Annotated in this window: 29 protein-coding genes; 9 read left to right on the plus strand and 20 right to left on the minus strand. The window is 55.0% G+C overall.

Annotated features, from left to right (window positions below; translation table 11 throughout):
• Positions 1-3: 3 nt before the first annotated feature.
• The 6 genes from MMC1_RS05915 to MMC1_RS05940 all read right to left on the minus strand — a co-directional run bounded on the left by MMC1_RS05915 (position 4) and on the right by MMC1_RS05940 (position 5890).
• A complete protein-coding gene (locus tag MMC1_RS05915) occupies positions 4-801 on the minus strand; it encodes a glyoxalase/bleomycin resistance/dioxygenase family protein (protein WP_011712825.1) in 798 nt (265 codons plus the stop codon).
• Complete coding sequence (locus tag MMC1_RS05920) at positions 798-2036, minus strand: pyridoxal phosphate-dependent aminotransferase (protein WP_011712826.1); 1239 nt, start codon at positions 2034-2036, stop codon at positions 798-800. Before MMC1_RS05920 ends, MMC1_RS05915 begins: the two co-directional genes overlap by 4 nt.
• Positions 2037-2145: 109 nt before the next feature.
• Positions 2146-3678, minus strand: a complete 1533-nt coding sequence (locus MMC1_RS05925) for a class I adenylate-forming enzyme family protein (RefSeq protein WP_011712827.1) — start codon at positions 3676-3678, stop codon at positions 2146-2148.
• Entirely contained in the window at positions 3662-4636 is a 975-nt protein-coding gene (locus MMC1_RS05930; protein WP_011712828.1) for an aminopeptidase, read from the minus strand. Before MMC1_RS05930 ends, MMC1_RS05925 begins: the two co-directional genes overlap by 17 nt.
• A 276-nt stretch (positions 4637-4912) precedes the next feature.
• Positions 4913-5536 carry a hypothetical protein gene (locus MMC1_RS05935; RefSeq protein ID WP_011712829.1) on the minus strand — a complete coding sequence of 208 codons (624 nt, stop codon included), beginning with the start codon at positions 5534-5536 and terminating at the stop codon, positions 4913-4915.
• A gap of 123 nt (positions 5537-5659) precedes the next feature.
• Entirely contained in the window at positions 5660-5890 is a 231-nt protein-coding gene (locus tag MMC1_RS05940; protein ID WP_011712830.1) for a hypothetical protein, read from the minus strand.
• A gap of 439 nt (positions 5891-6329) precedes the next feature.
• Here MMC1_RS05940 and MMC1_RS05945 point away from each other — a divergent pair, with 439 nt between their 5' ends.
• The 6 genes from MMC1_RS05945 (at position 6330) to MMC1_RS05975 (ending at position 12252) form a co-directional block, all read left to right on the plus strand.
• Complete coding sequence (locus MMC1_RS05945; protein WP_011712831.1) at positions 6330-7511, plus strand: acetyl-CoA C-acetyltransferase; 1182 nt, start codon at positions 6330-6332, stop codon at positions 7509-7511.
• Positions 7512-7628: 117 nt separating this feature from the next.
• Positions 7629-8372, plus strand: a complete 744-nt coding sequence (gene phbB, locus MMC1_RS05950) for an acetoacetyl-CoA reductase (protein WP_011712832.1) — start codon at positions 7629-7631, stop codon at positions 8370-8372.
• Between the two features lie 307 nt (positions 8373-8679).
• Complete coding sequence (gene phaR / locus MMC1_RS05960; RefSeq protein ID WP_011712833.1) at positions 8680-9153, plus strand: polyhydroxyalkanoate synthesis repressor PhaR; 474 nt, start codon at positions 8680-8682, stop codon at positions 9151-9153.
• A gap of 298 nt (positions 9154-9451) precedes the next feature.
• Entirely contained in the window at positions 9452-9808 is a 357-nt protein-coding gene (locus MMC1_RS05965; RefSeq protein ID WP_011712834.1) for a phasin family protein, read from the plus strand.
• A 170-nt stretch (positions 9809-9978) separates the two neighbouring features.
• On the plus strand, positions 9979-11187 hold the full coding sequence (gene phaE, locus MMC1_RS05970; protein ID WP_011712835.1) for a class III poly(R)-hydroxyalkanoic acid synthase subunit PhaE: 1209 nt from the start codon (positions 9979-9981) through the stop codon (positions 11185-11187).
• Positions 11188-11190: 3 nt separating this feature from the next.
• A complete protein-coding gene (locus MMC1_RS05975; RefSeq protein WP_011712836.1) occupies positions 11191-12252 on the plus strand; it encodes a class III poly(R)-hydroxyalkanoic acid synthase subunit PhaC in 1062 nt (353 codons plus the stop codon).
• Positions 12253-12441: 189 nt separating this feature from the next.
• On the opposite strand, the gene MMC1_RS05980 is transcribed toward MMC1_RS05975, so the two are convergent.
• On the minus strand, positions 12442-13869 hold the full coding sequence (locus MMC1_RS05980) for a pyridoxal phosphate-dependent decarboxylase family protein (RefSeq protein ID WP_011712837.1): 1428 nt from the start codon (positions 13867-13869) through the stop codon (positions 12442-12444).
• 785 nt (positions 13870-14654) lie between these two features.
• Between MMC1_RS05980 and MMC1_RS19705 the strand changes: the two genes are divergently transcribed.
• Complete coding sequence (locus MMC1_RS19705; RefSeq protein WP_011712839.1) at positions 14655-15314, plus strand: hypothetical protein; 660 nt, start codon at positions 14655-14657, stop codon at positions 15312-15314.
• Positions 15307-16029: a PIN domain-containing protein gene (locus MMC1_RS05995; protein ID WP_011712840.1), complete on the plus strand. Its 723-nt coding sequence runs from the start codon at positions 15307-15309 to the stop codon at positions 16027-16029. The genes MMC1_RS19705 and MMC1_RS05995 overlap by 8 nt, the downstream gene beginning before the upstream one ends.
• A 149-nt stretch (positions 16030-16178) precedes the next feature.
• Here MMC1_RS05995 and MMC1_RS06000 read toward each other — a convergent pair whose 3' ends face one another.
• The 7 genes from MMC1_RS06000 to MMC1_RS06030 form a co-directional block, all read right to left on the minus strand.
• A complete protein-coding gene (locus MMC1_RS06000) occupies positions 16179-17168 on the minus strand; it encodes a polysaccharide deacetylase family protein (RefSeq protein WP_011712841.1) in 990 nt (329 codons plus the stop codon).
• On the minus strand, positions 17165-18421 hold the full coding sequence (locus MMC1_RS06005) for a carboxylate--amine ligase (RefSeq protein ID WP_011712842.1): 1257 nt from the start codon (positions 18419-18421) through the stop codon (positions 17165-17167). Before MMC1_RS06005 ends, MMC1_RS06000 begins: the two co-directional genes overlap by 4 nt.
• Positions 18418-19242 (minus strand): hypothetical protein, encoded by an 825-nt coding sequence (locus MMC1_RS06010; protein WP_011712843.1) that lies wholly within the window; start codon positions 19240-19242, stop codon positions 18418-18420. The genes MMC1_RS06005 and MMC1_RS06010 overlap by 4 nt, the downstream gene beginning before the upstream one ends.
• Before the next feature lie 88 nt (positions 19243-19330).
• Positions 19331-19690: a hypothetical protein gene (locus tag MMC1_RS06015; RefSeq protein WP_011712844.1), complete on the minus strand. Its 360-nt coding sequence runs from the start codon at positions 19688-19690 to the stop codon at positions 19331-19333.
• Positions 19687-20061 carry a bacteriohemerythrin gene (locus MMC1_RS06020; protein WP_011712845.1) on the minus strand — a complete coding sequence of 125 codons (375 nt, stop codon included), beginning with the start codon at positions 20059-20061 and terminating at the stop codon, positions 19687-19689. The genes MMC1_RS06015 and MMC1_RS06020 overlap by 4 nt, the downstream gene beginning before the upstream one ends.
• Positions 20048-20905 (minus strand): HpcH/HpaI aldolase/citrate lyase family protein, encoded by an 858-nt coding sequence (locus tag MMC1_RS06025; protein ID WP_011712846.1) that lies wholly within the window; start codon positions 20903-20905, stop codon positions 20048-20050. The genes MMC1_RS06020 and MMC1_RS06025 overlap by 14 nt, the downstream gene beginning before the upstream one ends.
• Positions 20902-21327 (minus strand): NADAR family protein, encoded by a 426-nt coding sequence (locus MMC1_RS06030; RefSeq protein WP_049757812.1) that lies wholly within the window; start codon positions 21325-21327, stop codon positions 20902-20904. The genes MMC1_RS06025 and MMC1_RS06030 overlap by 4 nt, the downstream gene beginning before the upstream one ends.
• Before the next feature lie 183 nt (positions 21328-21510).
• Here MMC1_RS06030 and MMC1_RS06035 point away from each other — a divergent pair, with 183 nt between their 5' ends.
• Complete coding sequence (locus tag MMC1_RS06035) at positions 21511-22503, plus strand: DUF364 domain-containing protein (RefSeq protein WP_011712848.1); 993 nt, start codon at positions 21511-21513, stop codon at positions 22501-22503.
• On the opposite strand, the gene modC is transcribed toward MMC1_RS06035, so the two are convergent.
• The 6 genes from modC to MMC1_RS06065 all read right to left on the minus strand — a co-directional run bounded on the left by modC (position 22475) and on the right by MMC1_RS06065 (position 26027).
• A complete protein-coding gene (gene modC / locus MMC1_RS06040) occupies positions 22475-23563 on the minus strand; it encodes a molybdenum ABC transporter ATP-binding protein (protein WP_011712849.1) in 1089 nt (362 codons plus the stop codon). The genes MMC1_RS06035 and modC overlap by 29 nt on opposite strands.
• On the minus strand, positions 23560-24225 hold the full coding sequence (modB, locus tag MMC1_RS06045; RefSeq protein ID WP_011712850.1) for a molybdate ABC transporter permease subunit: 666 nt from the start codon (positions 24223-24225) through the stop codon (positions 23560-23562). The genes modC and modB overlap by 4 nt, the downstream gene beginning before the upstream one ends.
• 311 nt (positions 24226-24536) lie before the next feature.
• Positions 24537-24830 carry a hypothetical protein gene (locus MMC1_RS06050; RefSeq protein WP_011712851.1) on the minus strand — a complete coding sequence of 98 codons (294 nt, stop codon included), beginning with the start codon at positions 24828-24830 and terminating at the stop codon, positions 24537-24539.
• A 14-nt stretch (positions 24831-24844) separates the two neighbouring features.
• Positions 24845-25039, minus strand: a complete 195-nt coding sequence (locus MMC1_RS06055; protein ID WP_011712852.1) for a CCE_0567 family metalloprotein — start codon at positions 25037-25039, stop codon at positions 24845-24847.
• A gap of 5 nt (positions 25040-25044) precedes the next feature.
• On the minus strand, positions 25045-25656 hold the full coding sequence (locus MMC1_RS06060) for a hypothetical protein (protein ID WP_011712853.1): 612 nt from the start codon (positions 25654-25656) through the stop codon (positions 25045-25047).
• Positions 25653-26027, minus strand: coding sequence for a 2Fe-2S iron-sulfur cluster-binding protein (locus MMC1_RS06065; RefSeq protein ID WP_011712854.1), 375 nt, complete (start codon positions 26025-26027; stop codon positions 25653-25655). The genes MMC1_RS06060 and MMC1_RS06065 overlap by 4 nt, the downstream gene beginning before the upstream one ends.
• Positions 26028-26052 lie beyond the last annotated feature (25 nt).

The following is a 26052-nucleotide window of genomic DNA, read 5'->3' on the forward strand; positions in this document are numbered from 1 at the left end:
AAGCTATTTTTGAGCCTCAATCAACTCCACCGGGTAGCCCGCTGGTGATCGTAAAAAGGCCACGTTAACACGCTGCTGGTTTACGCTCAATGTAATGATCGGGCTGGCCCCTGTGCCCCCATGCTTTTCTGCCGTTTGCAGATCCGCACTCAGGCGGTTGCTCAACAGGGCCAGACAGGGGAAACCATGATCATCCAAAAAACCACCCCCCCGGGTTGGGCCATCCACCAGTAACAGCCGCACCCGCCATGCGGGAATGGGGGGGGCTTTTTGCAGCAGCGACCAGCCGTCACCGCTCTGCTCCAGGCGAAAGCCCAATCCCGTTTGCCAAAAGTGTTGCTCCCTCTGTCGCTCTGGGGTGGTGAGGGCGACGGCCAACACTCCCGCCGCTTCCCCTTGTGGCAGCACCCATAAGGGGTGTTGAAAGGGGGCCCATAGGCCTAATTGGGGGGTGCCCCCCAAGGCCTGTTGCAGGGCTGTTGAAAGACGCGCTTCGGGTTGCCGAGGGAGGGCTTGCCACAAGGGGGGGATATGTCCAAATAGGGGTAAATAACCCTGCTTATGGGCCGTTGCTGCCTGCGAGGCCGGGGTGTAACCGGTATGCTCAAGGGCGGGGCCGCTGGCGGTATAGCGGGCAAAATGCAGGTCAAAGAGACCGTTTTGGGTACGGGTCCAGGTGGCGGCAACGGGTAGGGTGTCTTGACAACGAAACGCTACAGACCAGCCTTGTTGCTCCAAAGCCGGCGCCACATCCTCGGCCTGACCACCGTTCATGCTGATGTGGTCTGCCCCCAAAATCATCGTTGCAGGCCCTCATCCACCACCTCTTTAAAGCCAACATTGCTCAGCACCGATGGCAGCGCCAGCAGACGTTGACGCAACTGTCGCGGGTCGGGGGCGGGGCCGGTTATGACATTTTTGATGGATTGCAGCGCCAGCCAAATCCGCTCTTCTGACTCCCAACCAATAGAGATGCGGATAAAGCGATCCACATTCTCACCATAGGCGTAGCCCGGGACCACCGAGATGTGGTGATCCAACAGCAGTTGGGCGGCAAACGCAAAGGCGTTGCCTGGATAGTCGCCAAGGTGAACAAAATGGTAAAAGGTGGCGCTGCCCGCCATCTCATCCAAGCCCAACTCTTGTAACATGCCCTTAATGCGCTTGCGCCGGTGCATCACCGCCTCGACCTGGGGCAGGGCGCGATTGACCAATTTATCAAAATAATGGTTGCAGTAGTGCAACAGCGGGGTGCCCGTACAGGTGATCACATGTTGGTTAATGCGCAGCAGCGCGGCAATCAGGGGCTCTGGACCAATGGCATAACCAATGCGCCAGCCAGAAATGCCCAGATTTTTGGAGAGCGAATTAATGATGATCAAGTGGTTAAAGTCCGGTACCAGCTCACCCAATGAGACAAAGGGTTCGTCCAGCACAAAATCACTATAGACCTCATCCACCAACAGCCACGCACCCGCTTGGGCGCAGGTGGTGTGGATCCGTTGCAGCTCAGCGCGGTTGTAAACCCGCCCCGAGGGATTGTTGGGGTTGCACAGTACCACCATGCGGGTTTTGTCGGTAAACAGCGTGTCCAATTGCTCAACCGGCAGATCATAGGGAATAAACCGGGGCTTGGCATGTACCAGCTTGGCCTGTTCAGGATAGCTCAGCCAAGCGGGTTCCCAGATGAGCACATCATCACCGGGCTCAAGGGTGGCCAGCATCGCCATATAGATAAGCGATTTGGCACCAACGGAGATGATTAACTCCTGGTCAGGGTTCACCGTCACCCGGTAGCGGCTCTGGTAGTAGTGGGCCAACTTTTTACGCAGCGCTGGAATGCCTTGCGAGTCCGAGTAGTGGTTAATCTTCTCCAGATCCAACTGAGAAAAATCATCCATCTCCATTTCAAAAAAGGACTCCCCAAGGGAGAGCACCGTCACATCCTCACCCAGATGTTTGAGATCATAGATCATCTGGTTGATAAAGATGGAGAGTGCTTGATGCGCGTTTTGTACCGTTTGGCTTATTTGCATGGTGCTCTATCTCTTCATGAGCGAGGGGGTCAGGGTTGGTCGCCGGTAAACCCCGCTCTATCCGGCCAGTGGGAGTTTTTGGCCGATGTTATTAAAAAAACAGCCGCGCCTAATACTCAGATACCGAGAGTTTGCGCTTCTGAATTTTGCCGCTTTCGGTGCGGGGAAACGCTTCCACCACTTGAATGCGACAGGGCCACTTGTAGCGAACCAGACGCTCGGCCATCCACTGCCTAAAGTGGGCCTCGGGTGCTTCTGTCATGCTGCCATCGCAGCGGATAAACAGGTTATAGTCATCGCCATAGAGTTCAGACACGGTGGCAACCGCCACCGCTTCAAGCACCCCTGGGCAGGTGGTAGCCAAGGCTTCTATCTCCACCAAGCTGACAAAGTAACCCCCTTTTTTGATGAAATCACCGGTGCGCCCCCTTAAAACCAATTGGCCGTTGGCATCCAACAGGCCCAGGTCGTCGGTGTGCAGATAACCTTCATCATCGAGGGGGGAGCGAATTTCGCCATCTTGGCCCAGGTATCCCACAAAGGCGTAAGGGGTGCGCACCCGGATAGGTCGGGGCTGCTCGGCGGGGCCATGGTCCAATTTTAGGGTCACATAGGGCAGCACGCTGCCCACGCTGCCCAGCGAACGGAGTTGCGCTTGGCCCGGCTGCTCCGAGGTTAAGAAGGTGGTCTCTGAGAGACCATAATTTTCTAATAGTGGGATGCCAAAACAGGCCTCAAAACGCTGTTTTTCCTCTGGCGTAATGGCGGCGGTGCCCACAAAGGCATATTGGATGCCCGTTTGGCGGGGGGTGGTGCGCTCATCCTTACCGGGTCGGTAGAGGGCCAGCAGACCACGGGCCACGGTGGGGACCAGCCACAAAGCTTCGACCCCAAAGCGTTTTACATCGTGCCAAAAGGTCATTAAGGTGCGGCCACTAAAGGGGGGCGCCACCACAATAGAACCGCCATGGACCAAGGGGATTAAGCCCAGATTAAAAAGCCCCCCTAGGTAGGACATGGGCATAATATTAAAAAAGCGCATCCCCCCATGTAGGGCCGGATGTAGGGCAACAAACGCTTGGCCCGCCTGCCATAGGGTGTTGGCATCAATCACCAGCGCTTTGGGCTCCCCTTTGGTGCCACTGGTGTGCAAATAGAGACGGCTCCCCCCTTGTGGCTCCGCCTTAACAGAGCGCTGCTCGGTTTGTGCCCACTCAAACTGACCATCCAGCGCCACAAGTTGCAGCGTTACCCCAGCCTCGCGCACCGCCTGTTGCTGAGCCGGGCTGGAGAGTGTGGTTAATAAGCACACCTTGGCTTGCGTCACCTTTAACCAGTGGGCCAGCTCAATGGCGGTGCATTGGGGGGAGAGAGGGGCAAAATGACGGCCACTGTAGAGGGCGGCTAAAAACAGGCTCAACTGCTCCACACTGTTGGGTAGTAGGCTCACCACCACCTCGCCCGCGCCGATCTGCCAGCTCTCTAAGGTGGCCTGTAGGCGCTGGATCAGTATGGCCAAACCCTGGTAGCTGTGGCGCTGTTCGTGTACCGCGTCAATCAGGGCATGCCGCTGGGGGTAGTGTGCCACCAGTTGATTAAGATCGGCGCCAAAAACGCCGCCGCTGCTAACATTCGTGACCATAAACAACCTCTCCAGCCACCACCAACGGCACGCCGTCGATGGTCAAAGTGGGGCTATGCAGGACAAAATCTTGGTGAAACGGTATGGTGGTTAGACCGCCAATGGTGCTATTGGATCCAAAACCTAAATGAATCGAGCCATGGGCCCCTTCATCCATGAGCATATTACCCATCACCGAGGCAGCTGGATTCATGCCAATGCCCAGCTCGGCAAGGCGTCTGGCGTTTTCATCCCCTGGGCCAGCCAGCAGAGCCTCTAGCGCGGCCACCAAGGGAGCGGGTCCTTCGATATGGGTGATTAAACCCGCCTCTAAGGTCAGGGTGATGGGCTCGGTCAAGAGGCCGATCTCTGGACAGGGGATAGAGGCATCCACCACCACCACCCCATAGGCGCTCTGCTCCAGGGGGGGGATGTTGGCTTCAATATCCGGGGGGGAGCCCAGATCACCGGGATTGAGCAGTGCCCCAGGACAGGCATTGCCTACCCGGCCTGAGATGGAAAAGGTTAAGTCGCTCCCCGCCGCGCTGCTTAAATGAACGTGGTGCCCCTTGCTTAACTGCTGGGCAACATAGGCGACCTTGGGGGCCATGGCGACAAAATCGACCAGTAGGGCAGGGTGGCTCAACAGCGCCTCATGGTAATCGGGCAGGCTAAGATAACGGCCTCCAGCGTTGGTGCAGGCTTTGCGGGCCTCGGTGTGGGCCATGGAACGGCGGGTCAAGCCCACGCACAGGTCGGCTTGGGCCATCTGCGCAGCGACCTCTGCGGGGGGTTCTTGCCCAGCCATGCGAAAGGGGGCTAGGGTGTGCAGGGTGGCTTGAGCGCACCTGCCCTGGGCAGCGGCCAATAGGCGCTCACCGATCGCGTGGGTGTCGTGATCGCACACGATAACCAACTGGGCACGCTCCGTTAAGCGCCCACAATGAAACAGAAGATGTTCTTCAACGTGACGCTCCAAAGCCAATCCCTCATGCTGGTGAATGGGCCTCGCCCACAGAGTTTACAGAATACCCCGATCGCACAAAAATTGCCTAAGAATTTGTTTTCAGCCCCCTTGCCGGGGTGCCGCAACGCCGCTTGCCGCACGGGTTGCAACCCGCAGGCCGCAACCCGTGCAACGCACTTATAGCGAGGTGATAGCTGGGGTGAAACGGTCAATGCCCCCTTGCTGGCAGCTGTTCCCGGGCGGGGGCGTAGGGATCTCTTGGGCAGATATAAAATCGCGGAAAACCGTTTAGCGCTCTTGGGGTGCGTGTGGCGGCTTGGTGGCGGCCATGTCGGTTATGGCATCAATGGCGATTTGGCTCTGTTTTTTAACGGTCTGCATGGCACGGCGGCGGTTGACGCTGCTCTGCTGCACATGGATGGTGGCTATTTCAGACAAACGTTCCGAAGTCTGCTGCACCGCACGGGCACGGTGACGCAGAATCTGTAAGGGGTCGCTCTCCCCATGCCCTGCTTGAAACACCGCAAGAGCACCCTCGGTCATCACGTGGGCGGTGCCTATCTGCTGTGCCGTTACTTGGTTGACCATTTTGACCCACAGACGCTGCATCTGTAGGCCGGTTTCAAACATCGCTTGGCCCGCTTCACCCAGTTGGTAAACTTTGTCGACCACCCTCTCCATCTGTCCCGATCCCTCGCAATAGTCACAAGCGTAGAGCGCGACCGGGTTGAGCATGGGGTCCATAAGGGGGAGATCAGCATTGAGCATGCCGTCACCCTCACAACAGGGGCAGAGGGTGGTAACATGGCGCTCCCCCCAGTAGGCTTTTAGGGTGTCGTGCATGGCCTCATGCAAGGGCGAAAACCAGGGGTTGAACAGGCTAAACCAGGGGTGGTTCGGGGTGTCTGGCATGGGTTATGACCCTCTTATGACAAAGACGTGGGGGTTATCCTGTCGAGATACCATGCCGTAAGGTGATGCTTAGGTGCAAGTGGTTTTTTTGCGTTGCAGAATTTTAGCGGGGACGTGTGTCTCCTACACACAAAATCCAAGGTGATGGCGGGGTTTTTCCAGGGTCGCCCAACCATTGCGTATGATCACTTCATCACACGGTTTTAGGTCGTGGCCGCGCACGGTGACAACACCATAGCTGGTCTCCACATCCACCTGCCCATGGTGGACAGAGAGCACCTCGCCCGATACCGGCTCGGCTAGGGCGGCATTGAGGTTTTTAACCCCAGCGCACCATTTGGGTCCCTCTTGCATGTTGAACACCCTGCGGGTTGCCGATCATCGGTTGGCCTGCGGGTTGCCGTGGGACAATGGCAACCACAGAGACCATACGGGTTTGGGTGAAGCTCTCTTATGGGGGCAATAAGCTGACATTAGGCGTCCCACAAATCCCCCACTCTGCCCATCATAAGCCCCCTTTACCTGAGCTGCAATCATTTGATTATTGAATGTATACCAGCTTTTATAATGATGATGCCGCCTTTATAAATATATGAAATGCTATGCATAAATAGAGGAAGTCGCAAAGGGGAGCCATTTGTAGGGGAATGATTATTTTGCATTGCACAATTTTTCTGAACATGCTTCTATGAAGGTTCCTGATTAAAAAAGGTAGACTTTTCTGGCGAACAAAGCCCAACCCATTTGCGGGTGACGGAGCTTTGCTTGTGTCAGCGTGATAGGAGTGGGAAAAATGGAAGATGTGGTGATTGTTGCAGCCGGTCGTACGGCCATTGGTAAATTTTTGGGTAGCCTCAGCGGGCAAGAGGCTACCGTATTGGGTAGCGCGGTGATCAAAGGGGTGCTGGCTCGGGCAGGGGTGGCGGCTGAGTTGGTGGATGAAGTGATTTTAGGGCAGGTATTAACAGCGGGTGTGGGGCAAAACCCTGCACGTCAGGCTGCTCTGGGTGCTGGTCTTTCTATAGAGACACCCGCTATGACCATTAACAAGGTGTGTGGTTCGGGTCTAAAGGCGGTTGCTTTGGCCGCCCAAGCGATCAAGTGTGGTGATGCCCAAGTAATATTGGCCGGTGGGCAAGAGAATATGAGTGCCTCCACCCACGTGTTACCCAACTCCCGCCATGGTCAGAGCATGGGGGATTGGAAAGCGGTGGATACCATGATCAAGGATGGTTTGTGGGACGCCTTTAACGATTATCATATGGGCAACACCGCCGAAAATATCGCCGAACAGTATGGGTTTAGCCGTGAAGCGCAGGACGCCTTTGCCGCCGCTTCGCAGCAAAAGACCGAAGCAGCACAAAAGGATAACCGCTTTGCCGAAGAGATTATCCCCATCTCGATCCCACAGCGCAAAAAAGAGCCCATCATTTTTGATACCGATGAGTTCCCCCGGCATGGCACCACAGCCGAATCGTTGGCTGGCTTGCGCCCCGCCTTTAAAAAGGATGGTACGGTTACAGCGGGCAATGCGTCAGGCATCAATGATGGTGCGGCGGCGGTGTTGGTGATGTCCGCCAGCAAGGCCAAAGCGTTGGGCCTGAGCCCCATGGCTAAAGTGGTGGCCTATGCCAGCGCGGGGGTTGACCCCAAAGTGATGGGCACGGGACCCATACCCGCTGTGAGCAAGTGTCTGGAGAAGGCGGGTTGGAAGGTGAGTGATCTGGATTTGATTGAGGCGAACGAAGCGTTTGCCGCTCAGGCCATGTCGGTTAATAAGGATCTAGGTTTTGACCTGAGCAAGGTCAATGTCAATGGTGGGGCCATTGCCCTTGGCCACCCCATTGGTGCTTCTGGGGCGCGGGTGCTGGTGACACTGCTGCATGAAATGAAGCGTAGAGGTGCCCAAAAAGGTTTGGCAACCCTTTGTATTGGTGGTGGTATGGGTGTTGCCTTGGCGGTTGAAAGCCTTTAATGCGGTTGTGCCCACTTGCCCACCCAACCACCCCGTGAAGTGCCTCGTCGCGCGTGTATCGGGGGGTTGGGTTGAACCAACACAAGCAGATAAAGTGAAGTGTGAAGGAGTTTTTTTATGAAAGATCGCGTCGCGATGGTGTCTGGTGGTGCCGGTGGCATTGGTACCGAGATTGTGCGCAGCTTGCATGCCCAGGGTTACAAGGTGGCCTCCACCTGTACGGTGATGGAGTGCGCCCGCGTACAACAGTGGAAAAAAGAGCGTGAGCTTGAGCATGTGGAAGTGGTGATGGTAGAAGTGGATGTACGCAATTATGAATCCTGCCTCAAAGGGGTTGAAGAGGTTGAGAGCCGCCTTGGACCCATCGACGTATTGGTCAACAATGCGGGCATCACCAAAGATGGGGTGATGAAAAAGATGAGTCCCGAGCAGTGGCAGAGCGTGATTGATGTCAACCTGACCGGTACCTGGAACATGACCAAAGCGGTGTTGGATGGTATGTTGGAGCGCCAGTATGGGCGGATTATCAACATCTCATCGGTCAATGGTCAAAAGGGGCAGTTTGGGCAGGTTAACTATGCGGCGGCCAAGGCTGGCATGCATGGCATTACCATGTCATTGGCCCAAGAGGTGGCTCGTAAGGGGATCACCGTGAACACCGTCTCCCCTGGCTATATTGGCACCGATATGGTGATGGCCATTGATGAGGAGATTCGTAACAAAATCATTGCCACCATCCCGGTAGGCCGTTTGGGTAAGCCCGAAGAGATTGCCCGCCTTGTGACATTTTTGGCGGCAGAAGAGTCGGGCTTTATGACCGGGGCCGATTTTTCCATCAATGGGGGCATGTACACCCACTAAGAGATGCCCCGCAAAGGGATGTGGTCTGCAAAAGCCCAAAGGGGGGCGCTTGCGGCTCAGCCCATGGTCGAGGCTGATGAGGGCTTTAAGGGAGATCCCGCAGCGGTTTTGGGTTGCGGGATTTTTCTTATGGTTGGCCGCCAAGCTGCGCATGGGGTCCGTTTTTTTACCCGCTGGGAATCGATAACCGCTTGGGGATATGCATAAAGCGGTTGAGTTTTTAAGGGCGGCTAGCCCACAATGAGGCTCAAGGTCATGGGGTGGATGTGGGCTCTATGGCATCCTGGCTCTTCATTTAGGTGGTACTATGGATCAACCGCGCATTATTAAAAAATATCCCAATCGTCGCTTGTATGATACGGAAACTTCAGAATTTGTAACCCTGGAGGGGATTCATAAATTGGTGGTGGAGGGGATTGAGTTTAAGGTGATTGACTCCAAAAGCGGGGCCGATGTCACCCGTACCATCCTGCTACAGGTGATCGCCGATGAAGAAGAGAAGGGCGATCCCGTCTTCAGTACCGATTTTTTGACCATGATTATCCGTCTATATGGCGGGGCTATGCAATCCTTTACCGGGGATTTTCTGAAACAGAGCATTACCTTTTACCTGGATAACCAAAAGAGTTTTCTCGACCAAATCGCTGGCGGCAAACCCCAATCGAAACAAGACCCCTACGGCTTTATGGCGATGTTTAATAAAGCCGCCGAACAGAATATGCAGTTTTGGAACCAGTGGCAGTCCACCCTCTCTGGGGGTAAAAAAAAGGAGGATAAATAGACTCGGTTGCCACCTATGGAGGGACTTCTGCTTTGCACCCATGGGGCGCTTATGGCCGTTTATGGTTCGGAGTGGCGGAATATGTGAATCCCGACACCGGCAAGGGCTATGCGCCGCACCTATGCTAATCACCGCACCTGTTTTGCGCCACACGGTTTAAGCCTCTGGCAGGGGCTTGGCGGGTTTTATTTTGCACTGCAAAAAAAGCCTTGACGACCCCCCTAAATCTGCGTATTCTGCATTGCAACATGTTGCAGCGCAAAATACGTTGCATCCGCCCCCTCAAGGAGAACAGACCATGAATAACGATTTCGCTCAACAGTGGAACGAAGCGACCCAATCCTTTATGGAAAATATGAGCAGCTTTCAGAAAATCAACGAGAATGCTTTTCAAAAGCTGGCCCAACAGCAGATCTCGTTGGCCAATCTTTACATCAACAACAGCGTTTCGCAGGTGAAACTGCTGGGTGAAGTGAAAGATGCCCGTGAAGTGATCAACCGTCAGGCCGAGCTGGCCAAAGCCTTTGGTGATGAGATGGTCAAACACGCCAATGCCACGGTAAGTTTGATGAACGAGACCCGTGGTGAAGTGGTCTCCCTGGTGGAGAAAAATTTGGAAGCTGTGGTAAACGCGGCTAAAAAAGCGGATGCGTAAGCCTTTGCTTGCTTAAATCCGCTGATGCAATCATCGGGTTAGAGGGGCACAGGCGTAACAACGCCTAAGTTAGCCTCTGCGGTGGGGAAACATGTTGTTCGGTGTTCTGCGGGGTGTGCAGAATACCGAATTTCCCCCCCACGCGAGCAGATTTTAAGTGGGAGAGAGTGATGTCGGATAACGCGCAAGCTTTCAATGGTTGGATGCATGGCTGGTCTGAGATGCAGAAGCAAACTTGGGACACCTGGTCCAAGACGGCCTGGGATATGCTGAGCAAGGGAGGCACCCCCCAACAGGCGGCCAACCCCATGCGCTTTTGGCAGGAGAGCATGAAACCCTGGATGTCGATGATGGGTGGTGAGCCTGTGCAGCAGATGCCCTGGTTGGTGCAAGCGCTGAGTGGTCAATCCGACGCTTTTATGAAATTTTCTGAGCAGTTTACGCAAGCCTTTTCCAACCAGGCGGGCGCTACGAGTGGCCCCACGCAAGGTTGGGCGGCCCAGGTTGAGCAGGCCATTGCCAATCTTAAAAAAATGTTTGATCCCCAAGCCTTTCTGGGGGACACCCCATCGGCAGCCGCCATGTGGGGCATGCCGATGGAGGGGTTTCAGCAGTTTTTCAGCGCCTTGAATCTTAATCCCGCGGGTGGTTTGGGTGGCTTTAATGCGCAAGCCATGGGCACGCCGCAGCAGGCCATGCGTAGCCAGATCGAGAAATTTCTTAGCATGCCAGCCCTTGGGTATCATCGCGAAGCCCAAGAGCAGCAGCAACAGGGCGTGCGTTATTGGATGGAGTATCAGCAGGCGTTTTTCGACTATCTGGTGTTGATGTCTCAGGTGGGCAGCAAATCCCTGGATGAGTTGCGCAACCTACTGTTGGATGAGCCTGAAAAGCTAAATGTGAGCACCCTCAAGGCTCTTTATGATCTATGGGTTAAGTGTGCGGAAGAGGCCTATGGTGAAGTAACGGCCAGTGAAGAACATGCGCTCATCCATGCCAAGCTTATCAATGCCATGATGCAGCTCAAGCAGCACCAGCAACAGGTCAGTGCAGGGCTTTATAAGAGCCTTAACCTGCCCGACCGGCAAGAGCTGGAGCGTGCCCACATGGGGGTGCAGCAGCTCAAACGCAAAAGTTTTGAGCTGGCCGACCAGTTGGCTGATCTGCAAAAAGAGAATCAGCGTATGCAACAGCAGCTGTCGGAGCTTTCGACGTTGCGTGATCAAATGGACGCCATGGCCCTTGAGTTGGCGGCCCTCAAGGCGGCATCCGCTGGGGCTGTGGCAGCAACAGCCGCGCCTGGGGCCAAGCCCAAGCCAGCGGCGGTGGTAAAAAAAGCGACGACCAAGCGTAGCAGCAGCCAACAGGGAGAGTCGTAAGCCATGTTTCCCCTTCAACTTACCCCCCAATCCATTGCCCAGGAGTTGGCCGATTTTAATAAGAACTTGGCCGAGGGCTACAAAAATTTGGCCGAGTTAGGCCCCATTGAGGTTGGTACCAGCGATAAAGAGGTGGTCTACCGCGAAGATAAGATGGTGCTTTACCGCTTTACCCCCCAGGTAAAAAAGCCCCATGCGGTGCCCATGTTGATTGTCTATGCGCTGGTGAACCGCCCCTATATGACCGATCTGCAAGAGGATCGCTCCACCATCCGGGGTTTGCTGGAAGAGGGCATGGATGTCTACCTGATTGATTGGGGCTACCCCGATGCGGCTGACCGCTATCTGGGGTTGGAAGATTATGTCGATGGGTACATAAAACGTTCGGTCAACCATATCTGCCGCAGCCATGATCTGGATGCCATCAACCTGTTGGGCATTTGTCAGGGTGGGGCGTTTAGCCTCTGCTTTGCGGCGCTCTACCCGGAGAAGGTGAAAAATTTGGTCACGATGGTGACCCCGGTGGATTTTCAAACCCCAGACAACATGTTGTCCCTGTGGGCGCGCCATCTGGATGTAGATCTGCTGGTGGAAACCATGGGCAATGTGCCCGGTGAACTGCTTAACTTTACCTTTCTCTCCATGAAGCCATTCTCTTTAACCGGTCAAAAGTATCTGGATCTGGTTGAGATTATGCAGGACAAAACCAAGCTGTGTAATTTTATGCGCATGGAGAAGTGGATCTTTGATAGCCCGGATCAAGCGGGGGAGGCGTTCCGTCAGTTTATCAAGATGTTTTATCAGGAGAACGGCTTGGTCAACGGTACGGCGCAGATTGGTGGTAAGGAGGTTAAGCTGGAAAACATTACCATGCCGATCCTTAATATTTACGCCACCCTTGACCATTTGGTGCCCCCGGCGGCCTCCAAGGTGTTAAAGGGTCTGGTGGGGTCGACGGACTACACCGAGCTCCCTTTTAAGGGGGGGCATATTGGTATTTATGTATCCGGTCGGGCGCAGCGTGAAGTGCCCCCGTCCATAGCAAACTGGTTAAAGGCACGCTAACCCTCGCGGTGCCAACCCCCTTATGGGGGCAGCCTTGCTGAGAGGTGCACATCCCTGTCCCCCCAGGTGATGTCCCGCAGAGAGGTTGCCTCCATAATTGTTTGTATTAAAAGAGCCCCCAAGGTGTTCAACTGTGGGGGCTCTTTTTGCTTGCGCCGGGGTGGTTTGTGAGGTCGCGTTGGTGGGTGGTTACAGTTCCGCTTCCAGTGCCTGGGCATGGATGAGCAGGCGTTCCAGAAAGTGGTCAAAATCTGAAGTTTGCATGTCACCATTGACAAAGACCATGCGAATGGCCACCCCCTGCTGTAACAGGGAGTAGTTGACCAGCGAATCACCACTGCGCACCAAACGATCCCGCAAACGGACGGTAAAGGCGTCCAGATCCACGGTTTTGTCGGGCTGGTAGCGAAAGCAGAGTGTCACCGATTGGGGTTCGACCATCAACGTTAATTTGGGGTGGGCGAGAATGCAATCTTTGGCGTAGGCGGTTAGTTCGAACAGGTGATCTATGCGGGCGGCATAGCCCAGGTCTCCATAGTAGCGCCACGCCAGCCACAGTTTCATGGCATCGACCCGGCGACCGCAGGCGAGGGATTTGCGTCCCAGTTCAAACTGATCCACATCATAATCGTGTTCGTGGAAGAGGTAGTGGCCCCCTTCAGAGCCGCAGGCTTCGCGCAGCAGGCCGGGTTCGCGCACCAGAATGACCGAGCTGATGAGGGGGATGTTCATCATTTTATGGGCATCCCAGGTCAAGGAGTCGGCCAAGTGGCAGCCATCGAGGTGGTGGCGCCAGCGTTGGCTGAGCAGCACCGAGGCCCCGAAGGCGCCATCCACATGGAACCAGAGGCCGTGTTGACGGGCAATGGCGTGGAGCTGGGGGAGGGGGTCAAAGGCACCCAGCACGGTGGTGCCGGCGGTGGCGGCCACCATAAAGGGCTGTTTACCGGCGGCTTTGGCGTGGAGAATGGCGGCCTCTAGGGCGGCGGGTTGCATGCGGCCTTGGGGGTCGCTGGCGACTTTGACCAGATTATCCAAGCCCATGCCCAGCACCATCGCCCCGCGTTGAAAGGAGTAGTGGGCTTGATCCGAGACCAGACAGACCAAGGGTGGCGCGTTGCTGTTGCCCAGCTGTTTGATATGGGGGAAGCGCTGTTGGCGGGCGCAGAGCATGGCGATTAGGTTGGAGTTACTGCCCCCGGAGGAGAAGATGCCATCATGGTTAGTAAAGCCAGCCAATTTGCCCATTTTTTCGATGAGAAAGCGTTCCATCAAGGTAGCCAGGGGGGCGACCTCGTAGGTGTACATGGAGGTGTTGGTGAGGGCGGTAAAGACCTCGCCCAGAAAGGCCGGAAAGTTAAAGCCGGCGAAGAGTTGGTTACAAAACTGGGGGTGGCCGGTTTTGACGCTGTGTTGGAGATAGGCGTGCAGCAGGGGGATGAGCGCCTGATGATTGGCCAGACCCTGCTGCTGGATGGTCAGATCGAACTGCTCGGCCAGTTGTTGGGGTGGGAGAAAATCCACAATTCGAAGGGTACTGTTTTGGTTTTCCTGTAGAAAATCCAGAATCAGTTGCATGGCGGCATGTAAAGTTTTTTCCACAGGTTCGGGCTCCATAGCCGTCATAATCCTTTTGGGTTCGGCATGGGTGGAGCACGGGTTCGCCCAGATACCGCCGCAAGCTTCCGTGTTGGGGGAGCTTGTGGGGGCCACTCTTTGCGGGGGGGTGCTGTCACCAAAGCGCAGAGTGTAGCATATTCGGCGTTAAAATCTGAGGCTCGGTGTGATTTTTTTCAGGTTTTTGCTGTTTTTTTGGGTGGCCGTTTTTTTGCTGTTTTTCCCGCCCCTCTGCCCAGGGCAGGACGCGGGCAAGCCGGGCTGTGAGAGCCCATGAAAACCGCCTCTCTGCACCAGTGGCTTGAAAAGCTTTATCCTGTTGGTTGAGGTTGTGGTTGGTGGTAAAAAATAATAGAGATGAAAATAATATCTATTATAGTGCGATAAAAAAGGCTAGCATGAGCGCAACGGTCATCTGTACGAGAGAAAACAACACGATTTTAAGGTATGCGCTGGCTGTGTGCCCCGCAAAAGGTCACCGTTTTGGGTGGGTAATCCCTCATGAAATAGAGGGATTTCAGCCGTAGAATGGTCTCGTCATGTTTCTGGGGAAGTTTTGGGGCACGCCTAACCCAAAAATGAGGTGTGTGTTCCCGGAATTTACAAAGCGATTAGAACAGCAGACGGGACGGAAGCTTGGTAAGCAGAAACCGGGACCAAAGTCAAAAAAGAGTGTTGATCATGAATAAAGTGTATGTCCCCGGAATTCCAAAAAGAGTGTTGATCATGAATAAAGTGTATGTCCCCGGAATTTCCCATAGAATCTTAACTATTAGGTGGTGTTCATGCTGAGCGTTTTTAAAGATCTTGATTTCACAGGTAATAAGAAAGTTTTAGATGGCTTTATTGACTCTATTTCAGCGGTGAAAGTTGCCAAATGGGAAAGGTGGTATGAAGGCGAAAAAAGAATAGAAAGCATGGCCTTGTCAGATGATGATCGCTTTATTGTATTTAAGCGAACCTCACATAAAGGCATTCCGGATGTTTCTTTGTTCCTGACTTATCTAAAAGAACGACTAGTAGTAACTAATATAGTTCCTGAAGAAGGTGAGTTGACTAAAGCTCAGTATAATGAAATAATTGACGATTTTGTCAAGAGTGTTGTTTCTGAAAATATCGCATTTTTTGATGTCCTAATGACAGTTACAAAGGGGGAGTTACCGATAACTCATTGGCTTAGTCAAGACACAGCTGCCTTGCTAGATAGGTTTTCTAAGACGGCAAATAAATCAACGGGATCTTCTCATCCACTAGATTTACAAAGATGGAACAGCTTTATTATTGCAGCCCATCGTGAGAAGTCAAACCTTGATAGTACAACTCTAGAACGGTGGTTTGTGCAAGAGGAAGGCTGGGGAATAGATGCTGCTACGTCTCTAGCTATTGAGTATGAATTTGCGCGAGGTCTGTTAAGCTTATATGACCAGAGTGGATCTGATGACTGATACAGCCTCAGTTTCTCAATGTATCTTGTCAAAAAATGCACCTGTTTTGTTTTTTGATACCTGTAGCTTATTGGATTTGGTTAGAGACCCGACCAGAGAGTGCTTTAGTAGTGACCAGTATGAAACTGCTATAAGACTTTTACGGAAGGTTGATGGTGAGGAAGGTTATTTACATGTTGTGGTAAATAGTCAAGTTCATCATGAGCTAAATGATAATTTTTCATCTGTTTGTGAGGATTCAGAGAATAAACTTGATAAACTAAACAAAAAAATAGCTTTTCTCCAGAGAGTGTATGTTTCAATTGGAGCTACAGTAAGTCAAAACTTGTCCTTTTCTAAAAATGATTTTTCACAATATGGAAAAAATATTTATGATAGCTTTATAGGAAAATCTATCACATATAAAGAAGAAGATGATGTTGCAAAGAATAAAGCTTTCGATAGAAGTAGATTTTGTAAAGCGCCAGCAAAAAAGGGAAAGCAGGAGTTGAAAGATTGTATTGTGATTGAGTTATATCTTTTTCTTGCGCAACACTTGAGAAGTATTGGTTACAGTAATAGGATAGTGTTTATTTCATCAAATACAAAGGACTATGCATCTGATGTAAGGGGAGGGATTTTGCATCCAGAGCTTAAAGATGACTTTGATTCGGTAAAAATGGAGTATGCTTCAAACTATGGTCTCGCTGAAAGGATGTTGTTTCCACCGTGCTAGGTTTGTAAGTGAAAGTTAAGCTTTAGTTTTTTTCCATAGTTTTCTCTGCTGTGCCTCTCGCGGGAGTTCCGGGGACGGGTGCCTAATTAAGGGGTAAGGTTATGGCGCGGGTGTTGGTGCCGGGGTGGCGCATCTGTGCCGGCCTCGCCTCAAGGGCGCTGAAAATGGTTGAAAAGGTGGCGTAACAGTAGGTCGCTCATGCCCACCCTAAGTGGGGGGGAGGGCTGCGCCGACCATAGCTCTAACCCCTGGCTAAAGGTGCTGGTGCGAATATGCGCCCGGTTGCGGTCCAAAAAGCGACACAGCCGCTCAAAACGGCTCTGGTTGCCCCTATGGGGCACAAAACGGGGTCGCTCAGGATCACGCTGCATGGTGGAAAACTCGCTGGCATGGGTCAAAACCACCAACGGGCCGCTCTGCTGCATCACCCCCTGCCGCAACAACTTCCAAAATAAAAAAGCCGGCGTGCCCGTTACCGTCAACGCCTTATACCAACGCCGCCCACCCAAACCATGCACCGTATAGGTGGTGACCGGGACCTCCCGCAGCCCAAACATATCATGCAAACCATGCAGACGCCGCAAAGCAACATCCCCAGGGGCAAAAAAACCATAACCCTGGCACGAAGCCATGGGGATGCCCAGTTGCGCAACTACCCGATAAAGCGTCTCATCCACATGCAGGCTGCCCCCACGAAACGCCAGCGGCGCATAACCCATCACACGCTTAAAACAGGCCATGCCTTCTTCCAGCAACTGGATGGCCTGAACCTCGCCCAAACCATGCATGGCGTCCGAGGGGGTGCCCCCAGCCGTGAGCCGTTGCAACCAATCGCTATGGCGAAAAATCCGCCATGCCGGGTGTAGATGCAACTGCACATCATGACCCCGCGCCACAATCTCCTGCATCACCCCCTGCATGGGGGCATCGCCAAAATAGTGGCTCTGGAACATCTCACAAAAAAAGGTCCCCTTGAGCTGGTAACGCTCCAAGGTATCCAGAATAAAACCCAACCCGTGGGATACCCCTTCATCCACACGCTGCAACGACGCCACCCCCAAAGGGCGGTAGTGCTGGGGCTGGGTAAAACAGCCATTGATGGTAAACTCCACATCAACGGAGAGATTAAGATCAATCATGTGCAGCCTCGCCAACAAAAACGCTTGCGCATTTGCCTCCACAATTTATTCAGGGCCTGGCGGGTATCCACCCAAAAGGGCTTGGGATCATCCCAGGCAAAAATATAGTAACGCAAACGAGGGTCCAACACCCCCAGCACAAAGCCCATGAGTTCAGCCAATACCGAAAAACGCAAGCTGCGGTTCTGTATAAGCTCTGGATCTCCCACAATGCGTTGCAGCCGGTGTAGCGCGGGAATGGTGTATTGACAACGCAGCCCCGCCCGCTGTCGGCTGGGCGGCGGAGGCTGCCGCAACCCCTGCCACCAGTAGGTGGCAACCGCAAAATGGGCCCCCGCATAATAAGCCAACGGCTGACTGCCCCAAAAACGGCCATTGACCTCCATCAACCACGTTTGGCCGGTTTTTGGGTCAAAACGATACTCCACCATGGCCGCCCCCTGCCACTCAAGGGCTTGTAATAGGGCGATGGATTGCGCCAGTAAGGCCGGGTGCGCCTGCTGGGGTAGACTCTCGCAGAGGGTGGAAACACCCCCCTCCGGCGGCCACTCATGCAGCCGCTGGTGTTGAAAAGTCAGGGTGGCCTGCCCCTGGTGCATGTAGATCATCTGCCCCAAACCCACACCAGGGCAGTAACAGGAGACCTGGGGATAATGGCCCGTAGGGGTGTAGCGTGCTAACTGCTCAACCAGTGCCTGTGGCGTGTCAACATAGCGATATTTTTCTAAAGTAAGCTTGTGCGCACGTAGCCGTGGCAGCGCCGCTTGGGGGTCCGCCCATTTAAGAATAACCGGATAACCGGGCACCTGCGCCACCAAGTCGGCAATCTCATGGGGGTGGCTGATCTGCCAGCTCTGGGGGGTCTGTATGCCCAGCTTGCGTGCCACCAGCAGGGTTTGCTGCTTATCCAGCACCTGACTAAAGGGGTGGGGGGCGGGGATGAGGGGGCGAATGCCCTGTAATTGCTCACCATGCGCCTGTAACCAGAGAATATCCGGTTCTGAAACGGTCATCAGATAGGGGATTTGGTGCGTTTGGGCCAGCTGGTTGATTAAATCTAGTTGCGTGATCTGCTGGCTATCATGGTAGACCCCCAAATGCAGATAGCGACTGTGCAGCCCCACCCCGTGACGTTGACGGGCAATGGCGTAGACCTGGATACCAGCCTTGGCCAGCTCCCGCACCAGGGTTAAGCCGATGGGGGTATCCACCCCTAACAGCAGCACCCGGTGGGGTGTGGTCGGGGGGCTCACGCTTTGCCCTCCAGCCAGCGGCGCAGCATGCGTTTTAGCCCCTTGGGCAGCCGCACGCCCCGTTCTGTCAACCAGTGGTGGCAGTGGTGGGCCAGATCCATCACCCCAATGCGGAGCCTGGCGAGATGTTGCGCCATAGGCGGGCGCTTGAGCAGCGCTTGCCCGTTCAACATGGGCACTCCAGCCCCCTGTTTAAGTTGGCTGAGCACCCACGCAGGGGTTAACGGGCCTGGGGGGAGCTGCATGATGACCGGTTGCAGATCCCCCACCCGGTGCAGATCCAACGCGGCCAGGGGGACCACGTTGGGGCGCTGGGCCTGGATGGTTTGCCATAACTGCAAACTTTGTGGACGCACACCATGGCGGCCATCGTGGCGGCTATTCAGAATCTCCACCCCATCACACCACTGTTGCCACGGTGGGGCAGGGTTAAAACGGGCCTTGATGGGGTGGGTGAGTATGAGCATGGCCGCATGGGGGTGCAGCGATTGGGCGATCTGCGCATTGCTGGTAAAATCAATGGCGCAGGGGCTGATCCCCAAAAAGGCAATGGTAAAACAGTCCATCTCAATGCCGGGAATAAACAGAAACGCGGCGTCGGAGTGGTCGTGACACTGCTGGATAATGGCCTCCACCTTGGCTTGATCCAACCCCTCGATATGTTCGGTCATGCAGGCGAAGTGTAACCCTTCACCCAGCAGCAGGGTGCGCAGCTGGGCATAACTCAGGGTGCCATCAAAAGAGTGGTTGGAGTGGGCATGGACAATCCCCCGCAACGGTGTTGTGCGGGCGGCGGCTCTGCTGTTGGATGCTGCCTCCATTGCCTGCTCCTACCCCCCATGCCAGGATTTCATGCTTCTCACTGGGGTTAGGATAACACGATTTCTCCAACGGGCAGTAGCGGGTGGATTAGAAATTTTCTGTCATGGTGATCTCAATGGCGCGGTGGGCGCGGTCAAGCCAATGGTCAATCTCGGCCAGGGTGGCATGGTCGGGCAGTTCCGGCAGTTCAAACACCACCCCATGGTCATCCAACTGGGCTTGAATCATCTCAAAATGAAAATCCCGATACTCCGCCGTGGTGCGAAAACGGCGCTTGGCGCACACCTCCATCGCCTGCATGGCATCAAGCAGGGCCTCCCGCTCATCTGGGGTGAGGGGGCGTTCGGTCTCAATCAACTTTTTGTACTGGTCGCGGGCGGCATTCCATTTATATTGCCACATGGGGTCATAATCGGGCAGCAGCCGGGTAACAGGCTGGGCGTTCATGCCGGGTGATCCAGGGCGTGACGGGCTAGCGCGGCATCCATGGTGAGCAGGTGGGTCTCAAACCACTTGGGCAGATCGCTGCGCATAAAGGCCAAAATATCGGGCGCACCGCCCCGTTTGGCAAAGCGGGCCAGCATGGCGCACTGCCCCAACAGCCGTTGGTGCTCGCCCCGGTGTTCCTGGCTGGCCCCAAAACCGCAGCGCTGCATAAGGAGCTCCTCCTGGCTAAAGTGGTCGGTCAAAGCCTCCACCAAGCCGGGAAAGGCAAGCAATAGGGCACTATCGGGCTGGGGGGCCAGTTGGCTAAGCTCGGTCACAAAACTTTGGTGCTGGGCATCCATAAAATCAACCCCAAGCTCAATCATCCGCATGGCTGGGCTCCCTGGGGCTCATCTGGAGCAGACGTTGGGCGTCGCGCACAATGGGTTCATCAATAAAACCATAGTCGGGGTCCACAAAGCCGGTAACGCCTTGCTCACGCTGGGCGGCAAAGCGGCTGATAATCGCTTGGGCACGGGCTAAGGCGGCAGGGTCTGGGGCAAAACAGCGGTTAATCACCTCAGCCTGGGCCGGGGCGATGCACCCCTTGGCGGTGTAGCCCATGGCTTTAACCTTTTCGCACCAGCGCTCCAACTCGGCCAAATTGCGGTGATCCTGATAGACAAAGGAGACCGGCAAGAGGTCAATGCTGCGGCACTGAATGAGAAAATGGGCCAGAATATAGTCAATGGTGGGGTTGTCGGGTTTAAGCAGCGATTGGGGAATGCCCAAGTCGGCCATAAGATCCAGAATGCCCAGGTAGGCGGTGGTGACGCGGTTGTCGATCTTAAAGCGCTCCAGCATGTTCCACGCTGCGCGGGTTTCCACCGTAAAATGTAGCTCGACCGCTTCATCCATCATACCCAGGGCCATGTGCAGGGTCTCTTGATCCTCCACCTTGGGCAGACGGAAGGCGCGGGGCCGCAGATGGCTAAGGGCACGGAGATCTTTCATGCCGCCCCGCTCCATGGGGTTGATGCGAATCACCACCCGTTCTGCCACCACGGCGGGATCCATCGCCCCGAGGGTCTCGGCGACCAACTGTCGCGCGGCCTGCTTATCGCCCACCCCATCTTCTAGGTTGACCATGGCCCAATCCGCCACCAACTGGGGGATCTTCTCCAAATGGCGGGGTTTGTCCCCCGCGACCATCATAATGCTGCGTACGACGCTCATAACATACGGCTCCGTCTCTCCATCAAAAGCTTGCCCAGTTGGTTTTGCCCGTGGCCCCGTTTATCCTGTCCCCAGAATGGGTCAAAGGCGGTATAGTTGAGCAGCGGATAGGGGTGGGTGGCTTGTAAAAAATCATGAATCTGTTGGTGGGTATCAAATTTAGCATTCAGGGCCTGACGCATGACATCCAGCTTGATCGCATCCCAATCTGCCCGGATGGGGATGGAGCGATCCTTGCCCATAAGGGCGGCTGTCATGGGGCTGGGGCACGCATAAATACGCGCCCGCTGCTGGGGATCTGCAAACTTGGCGGCTTGAAAATAGTGCTCCACGGTGAACCATAATTTACCGTCCAACTCGAAAGGGTGGTCGGAAAAGTTGGAAAAGCAGCTATACCAAATGGGGGGCAGCAAGGCAACCATGGTAGGATCCAGTGGTATGGGAATAGGGTTTGCAAAACAGAGCAACAGAAAACGGGAAACACATTTCATGCCATGCGTTAAGTGATTGTTAAATTATGAATCATTTGGCAGTGTCTCAATGTGGCCCGACATTTTGTCTGAAAACCGACCACCATTGTTGCATGGCCGACAGGAGTTTGAAACATGGTAAACCCATGGGAGCTGTACGATCAACTGCTGGAACAGGCGCGTTTGGCGGCGGGTGAGGCGTTGGTGGCCGAGGTGATTATGGGGCCGGTATGGACGGTGGTGCGTACCGATGATGGGGGTATGGGGCTGGCCATGAGCCCCGCCACCGCCACCCGTACCCTGCCTTGGTCGGGTACGCTGCGCGGGCGCCCCATCGTTGAGCTGATTGAGTGGGTGAAATCCTGGAATTTTCATGAAGCTGCGGTGGGTATGGCAGCCCTCAATGCCGCGTTGGGTATCCCCATGGATTGGGCCAGGGAGGCAACCCCGTTGATGACCCCTGGTTCGGCCAATCTGGCGGTATTTGACCACTTTCGCCACCATCTGGTGGATAAAAAGGTGGTGGTGGTGGGGCGTTATCCCGGTTTGGAGCGCTTTACCGAAAATCACAACTGGCACGTGTTGGAGCGGGAGCCCAACGCCGCCGATCTGCCCGACACCGCCTGTGAATATGTGCTACCCCAGGCCGATTGGGTCTTTTTAACCGCGTCGGCCTTGGTGAATAAATCGTTGCCACGTCTGTTGACCCTTAGCCGTCATGCGGTGACGGTGCTTATGGGGCCGACCCTGCCGTGGTGGCGAGATTGGTGCCACTACGGGGTGGATTTTTTGGCCGGGGTGCGCATTGCCGATGATAAATCGGTGCGCCACACGGCGGCGGAAGGGGGCGGCGTGCGTATTTTTGAAAAGGGGGCTCGTTACCACTTGGTGGATGTGGGGCAGGGCGCTATGGCCACCCTCAAAGAGGAGATCGCCCAGCGCTATCAGCATCGAGACCAGTTAAAACAGGCGATGGAGCAGTGGTACGCTGGCCCTGGTCCCAAGGGGCGTTTTCCCCAATGGCAGGCTTTGCAGCAGATGGATAGCGAGCTCTCCGAGCTGGATCGGCGCTACAAACGGCAGTGGGATGCCCGCCATCTTAGTCATCCACCAGCGAGACACTCTTAACGTGGGCAAAGAGGGTTTTACCCGGGGCTAGGGCCATCTCCCGCCACGATTTTTTGGTAATACGGGCCAAAATGGCGGGGCCTGCCGGCCCGTCATGCCCCAACGTAATGCGCACGTTCATACGGGCCTCATCCATGGCTTGGGCGTCGGTGATGCGAACCGGAAAATGGTTGAGAATGCTTGACCCCTGCAAGGGGTGCAGTGAGAGGCTGACATGGGCCGCTAAAATACGCAGACGACACGCCTCGCGATCCTGTAGAGCGCCGGGCACATAGACCTCAAACCCCGGAAAAATCTCGATGCGGGTTAGGTGATCTTGCGCCTCATAGTGCAGCGGCTTGCCGCGCAGCACCACCCCTGCCACAGGATCTTTGGCAAAGGGCAGGTCGGGGTGGGTCAACAGGCTCTCTATGGGGCCTGCCAGCTTAACCTCGCCATGTTCCAGATAACACATGTGATCGGCCAGCCGCTCCACCTCGTCCAGGTCATGACTGACATAGAGGGTAGGGATCTCCAAGCGGTCATGCAGGGACTCCAGATAGGGTAAAATCTCCTGTTTGCTCAGGCGGTCCAGCGCCGCCAAGGGCTCATCCATCAGCAACAGACGCGGCTGGGTCAACAGTGCCCGCGCCATGCCCACCCGCTGCCGCTCGCCCCCCGATAGGCGAATGGGGGCGCGTTCCAGCAGAGGTTCTACCCCCAACAGCGCCACCACCTCATCAAAGGCAATCCACGCATGAGCCCCCTTGGCCCGTTTGACCGCAAAATCCAGGTTGCCCCGCACCGTCATATGGGGAAACAGGCTAGCCTCTTGAAACACATAACCAATGGGCCGCTTGTGGGTGGGTAAAAAGGTGTTGTCGTTTTGCCAACACTCCCCCAAAAAGTGCAACGCACCCACACGGCTACGGTGCAGCCCCGCCACACAGCGCAGCACGGTGGTTTTACCACTGCCCGAGTGACCAAACAGCGCCGTTACCCCGCGTCCCGGTGCAGTGAGCGCAACGTTGAGCTTAAATGCACCCAAATCATCTTGAAAACGGGCTTGAATCTCCCTCATCGCAGGCTTCTCCCCAACCGTTTTTCAAAGCTGGTCATGCTCCAGATCACCACAAAGGCAAACAGCAACATCCCCCCAGCCAGCAGATGGGCTTTGTCCCACTCCAGGGTCTCCACATAATCATAAATGGCCACCGACAGCACCTTGGTCTCGCCGGGAATATTGCCGCCAATCATCAACACTACCCCAAACTCCCCCACCGTGTGGGCAAAGCCCAAGACAGCCCCGGTTAAAAAGCCGGGACGTGCCAAGGGCAATACCACATGGATAAAACAGTCCCAGGGTGAGGCGCGTAGGGTGGCGGCGGCCTCCAGCGGGCGTTCGCCCATGGCCTCCATGGCATTGCGGATGGGTTGGACCACAAAGGGCAGCGAGTAGAGCGTGGAGCCCACCACCAGACCGGCAAAGGTAAAGGGTAGGGTGGTGCCAAACAGATGTTTAACCAGTTGCCCCAACAGACTATCCGGGCTCATCAATAGCAGCAGGTAAAAACCTAACACGGTGGGGGGGAGCACCAGGGGCAGGGCGATCACTGTGCCCACCAGCTCTTTCCAACGTGCTTTGCTTTGAGAGAGCCACCACGCAATAGGGGTGCCCACCAACATTAAAATGAGGGTGGTGATAAAAGCCAGTTTAAGGGTCAGTGAGATGGCATCCCACATGGCATGATTCCCAACAGAGGTTTAAGCCCGTAACGCCCAACCCAGCACCCTTGAGGGTGGCAAGGCAGACGAGAACCAAGTGGCATTGGGTGCCACCATCGCCCGCTGCGGCCGTTAAGGGTGCTGAATGGGTAAATGGGGCGTCGGAGCCGGTGCGAAAAGGTCGGATTATAGCGGAAAATATAAACCATAGCATGGGTTTTAAGTGGGGGCGGTCTCTCCTGAGACCGCCCCCTTCCATACGCGCCTGGACGGAGTGAGGGAGGGAAGCTGGCGCGTATGAAATTTCCGGCATAAAGGGGGGCCGCAGGCTAGGCTTGCGCCCCCTTCTTTTTTAGATTGGCAAACAGATCAAGCAGAAACATTTGGCAATGCTCGGCATTTTCAAAGTGCTCCACCGCCAAAGCTTCACCCTTTTTATAAGAGCGTGCCGAGGCCCGCAAAATCATGGAGAGCTGACGGTTAAAGGTCGAGGGTTGCGTAAGCAGCCGCACGGCGGCTTCAAACAGTACCTTTACCTCCAACCCATCGGCCCCCTCTGTAAGCAGGTTTTCGCCGTGTTGGCTCAGTAGCTCGTAATAATCGTTGATGGCTGGACGATCCATGATCCCTGTCCCACTCAAAGCCCGTTGGCTTTTTCAAATTCAAGGGCCTCTTTACACTGGGCGGCCAAGAGGGTGCCCAGTTCTGGCAGGCGGTCGTATTGGCTCCACAGCGTATCTTCCACAATGTCGTGGATCTCACCGGCGGTTTCACTGGCAACACGCTTGAGTTTGGCCAACTGCTTTTTTAAGGCTTTTTCATCGTCAGACATAGGGTCTACTCCTCAACTTCCATACTGGTGGGGTCGGCCTCGCGGGTGGCCAAGCCCATCTCAAACTGATCTTCATCCAGCGCCACTTCACCGGGCATAAGATCATCCAGATAGTCCTGATAGAGCTTTAGGCGATAGCGCTCCAAAATGGCGTCGGCATCCATCCCCGTGGTAAAGGTTTGCCCCTCCAGATCGTGCAACGCAAAGGAGGCCATGGCCTCCTTTTCGTTGGCACCGGGCCAAGGCTTGCCACCAATCTCCTCAAAGTGGCCCTCTTCATCCACACGCAACACCCAAAAATAGGCGGGCAAGCCAACATCGGCGGGGGTCTGCCCAACCCAACTCAGGCGTGCCAGGGTCTTGTCGTCAACCTGGTGAACTTTACTCCACCCCAGCGCCTTTTCAGGCTCATAGGTGAACTCCAGGCAGCCGGACATGGAGGTGGTAAAACGGTGGTAGGCATTGGCGGGTGCCGTGGTCTCTATCCGGCGTAGATAGCCCACAAACCGACCATTGCGAAACCCCAAGTGCAATGAGAGCTCGGGCATATCTGCCCGTACCGCTTGCTGGGGATCCGGCGCGGCCGGTTTGATGGGAATAATGCCTAGGCCGTTCATAGGGTTACGCCAGATTCTCCGGAAAAGCTTACCAGAATATCTTCATCGCGCACGATAAACTGGCAAGCCAACCGGTATTTGGGGGGAATATCACCCACTTCAGCCGCTTCGATCTCGGCTTTGCTGATTTTACCCAGAGAGACCAAAATTTCCTTCTCTTTGTCCGTCAGGTGATGGGCCTTTTGCTGTTTGCCGGGCTCTAACAATTTGACCTCACACACGCAGGATCCACACTCACCATCCTGACAATCAAAAGGAATTTTAATCCCCTCTTTTTGCGCCACCGCCAGCAGGGTGCCGTTATGGCCAGCCACCGCATAAACCGTCTTGTCGCGGGACATGGAAGGAGAGGTGAAGGTAATGTTAGCCATGTGTTTTCCTTTTCTATTTTGACGT

It is taken from the genome of Magnetococcus marinus MC-1 (genome assembly GCF_000014865.1).
GTDB lineage: Bacteria > Pseudomonadota > Magnetococcia > Magnetococcales > Magnetococcaceae > Magnetococcus > Magnetococcus marinus.

What these genes read in the sequence shown, in the direction of transcription:
- phaE (WP_011712835.1), top strand. Translation starts at nt 9,979, where the DNA reads ATGTCGGATAACGCGCAAGCTTTCAATGGTTGGATGCATGGCTGGTCT.
- MMC1_RS06055 (WP_011712852.1), bottom strand. Translation starts at nt 25,039, where the DNA reads ATGTCTGACGATGAAAAAGCCTTAAAAAAGCAGTTGGCCAAACTCAAG.
- MMC1_RS06010 (WP_011712843.1), bottom strand. Translation starts at nt 19,242, where the DNA reads ATGGAGGCAGCATCCAACAGCAGAGCCGCCGCCCGCACAACACCGTTG.
- MMC1_RS06065 (WP_011712854.1), bottom strand. Translation starts at nt 26,027, where the DNA reads ATGGCTAACATTACCTTCACCTCTCCTTCCATGTCCCGCGACAAGACG.
- phaR (WP_011712833.1), top strand. Translation starts at nt 8,680, where the DNA reads ATGGATCAACCGCGCATTATTAAAAAATATCCCAATCGTCGCTTGTAT.
- MMC1_RS06030 (WP_049757812.1), bottom strand. Translation starts at nt 21,327, where the DNA reads ATGGTTGCCTTGCTGCCCCCCATTTGGTATAGCTGCTTTTCCAACTTT.
- MMC1_RS05995 (WP_011712840.1), top strand. Translation starts at nt 15,307, where the DNA reads ATGACTGATACAGCCTCAGTTTCTCAATGTATCTTGTCAAAAAATGCA.
- MMC1_RS05920 (WP_011712826.1), bottom strand. Translation starts at nt 2,036, where the DNA reads ATGCAAATAAGCCAAACGGTACAAAACGCGCATCAAGCACTCTCCATC.
- modB (WP_011712850.1), bottom strand. Translation starts at nt 24,225, where the DNA reads ATGTGGGATGCCATCTCACTGACCCTTAAACTGGCTTTTATCACCACC.
- MMC1_RS19705 (WP_011712839.1), top strand. Translation starts at nt 14,655, where the DNA reads ATGCTGAGCGTTTTTAAAGATCTTGATTTCACAGGTAATAAGAAAGTT.
- MMC1_RS06020 (WP_011712845.1), bottom strand. Translation starts at nt 20,061, where the DNA reads ATGCGGATGATTGAGCTTGGGGTTGATTTTATGGATGCCCAGCACCAA.
- MMC1_RS05915 (WP_011712825.1), bottom strand. Translation starts at nt 801, where the DNA reads ATGATTTTGGGGGCAGACCACATCAGCATGAACGGTGGTCAGGCCGAG.
- MMC1_RS06035 (WP_011712848.1), top strand. Translation starts at nt 21,511, where the DNA reads ATGGTAAACCCATGGGAGCTGTACGATCAACTGCTGGAACAGGCGCGT.
- MMC1_RS05980 (WP_011712837.1), bottom strand. Translation starts at nt 13,869, where the DNA reads ATGGAGCCCGAACCTGTGGAAAAAACTTTACATGCCGCCATGCAACTG.
- phbB (WP_011712832.1), top strand. Translation starts at nt 7,629, where the DNA reads ATGAAAGATCGCGTCGCGATGGTGTCTGGTGGTGCCGGTGGCATTGGT.
- MMC1_RS06060 (WP_011712853.1), bottom strand. Translation starts at nt 25,656, where the DNA reads ATGAACGGCCTAGGCATTATTCCCATCAAACCGGCCGCGCCGGATCCC.
- MMC1_RS06025 (WP_011712846.1), bottom strand. Translation starts at nt 20,905, where the DNA reads ATGAGCGTCGTACGCAGCATTATGATGGTCGCGGGGGACAAACCCCGC.
- MMC1_RS05935 (WP_011712829.1), bottom strand. Translation starts at nt 5,536, where the DNA reads ATGCCAGACACCCCGAACCACCCCTGGTTTAGCCTGTTCAACCCCTGG.
- MMC1_RS06000 (WP_011712841.1), bottom strand. Translation starts at nt 17,168, where the DNA reads ATGATTGATCTTAATCTCTCCGTTGATGTGGAGTTTACCATCAATGGC.
- MMC1_RS06050 (WP_011712851.1), bottom strand. Translation starts at nt 24,830, where the DNA reads ATGGATCGTCCAGCCATCAACGATTATTACGAGCTACTGAGCCAACAC.
- MMC1_RS05940 (WP_011712830.1), bottom strand. Translation starts at nt 5,890, where the DNA reads ATGCAAGAGGGACCCAAATGGTGCGCTGGGGTTAAAAACCTCAATGCC.
- modC (WP_011712849.1), bottom strand. Translation starts at nt 23,563, where the DNA reads ATGAGGGAGATTCAAGCCCGTTTTCAAGATGATTTGGGTGCATTTAAG.
- MMC1_RS05975 (WP_011712836.1), top strand. Translation starts at nt 11,191, where the DNA reads ATGTTTCCCCTTCAACTTACCCCCCAATCCATTGCCCAGGAGTTGGCC.
- MMC1_RS05945 (WP_011712831.1), top strand. Translation starts at nt 6,330, where the DNA reads ATGGAAGATGTGGTGATTGTTGCAGCCGGTCGTACGGCCATTGGTAAA.
- MMC1_RS06015 (WP_011712844.1), bottom strand. Translation starts at nt 19,690, where the DNA reads ATGAACGCCCAGCCTGTTACCCGGCTGCTGCCCGATTATGACCCCATG.
- MMC1_RS05925 (WP_011712827.1), bottom strand. Translation starts at nt 3,678, where the DNA reads ATGGTCACGAATGTTAGCAGCGGCGGCGTTTTTGGCGCCGATCTTAAT.
- MMC1_RS05965 (WP_011712834.1), top strand. Translation starts at nt 9,452, where the DNA reads ATGAATAACGATTTCGCTCAACAGTGGAACGAAGCGACCCAATCCTTT.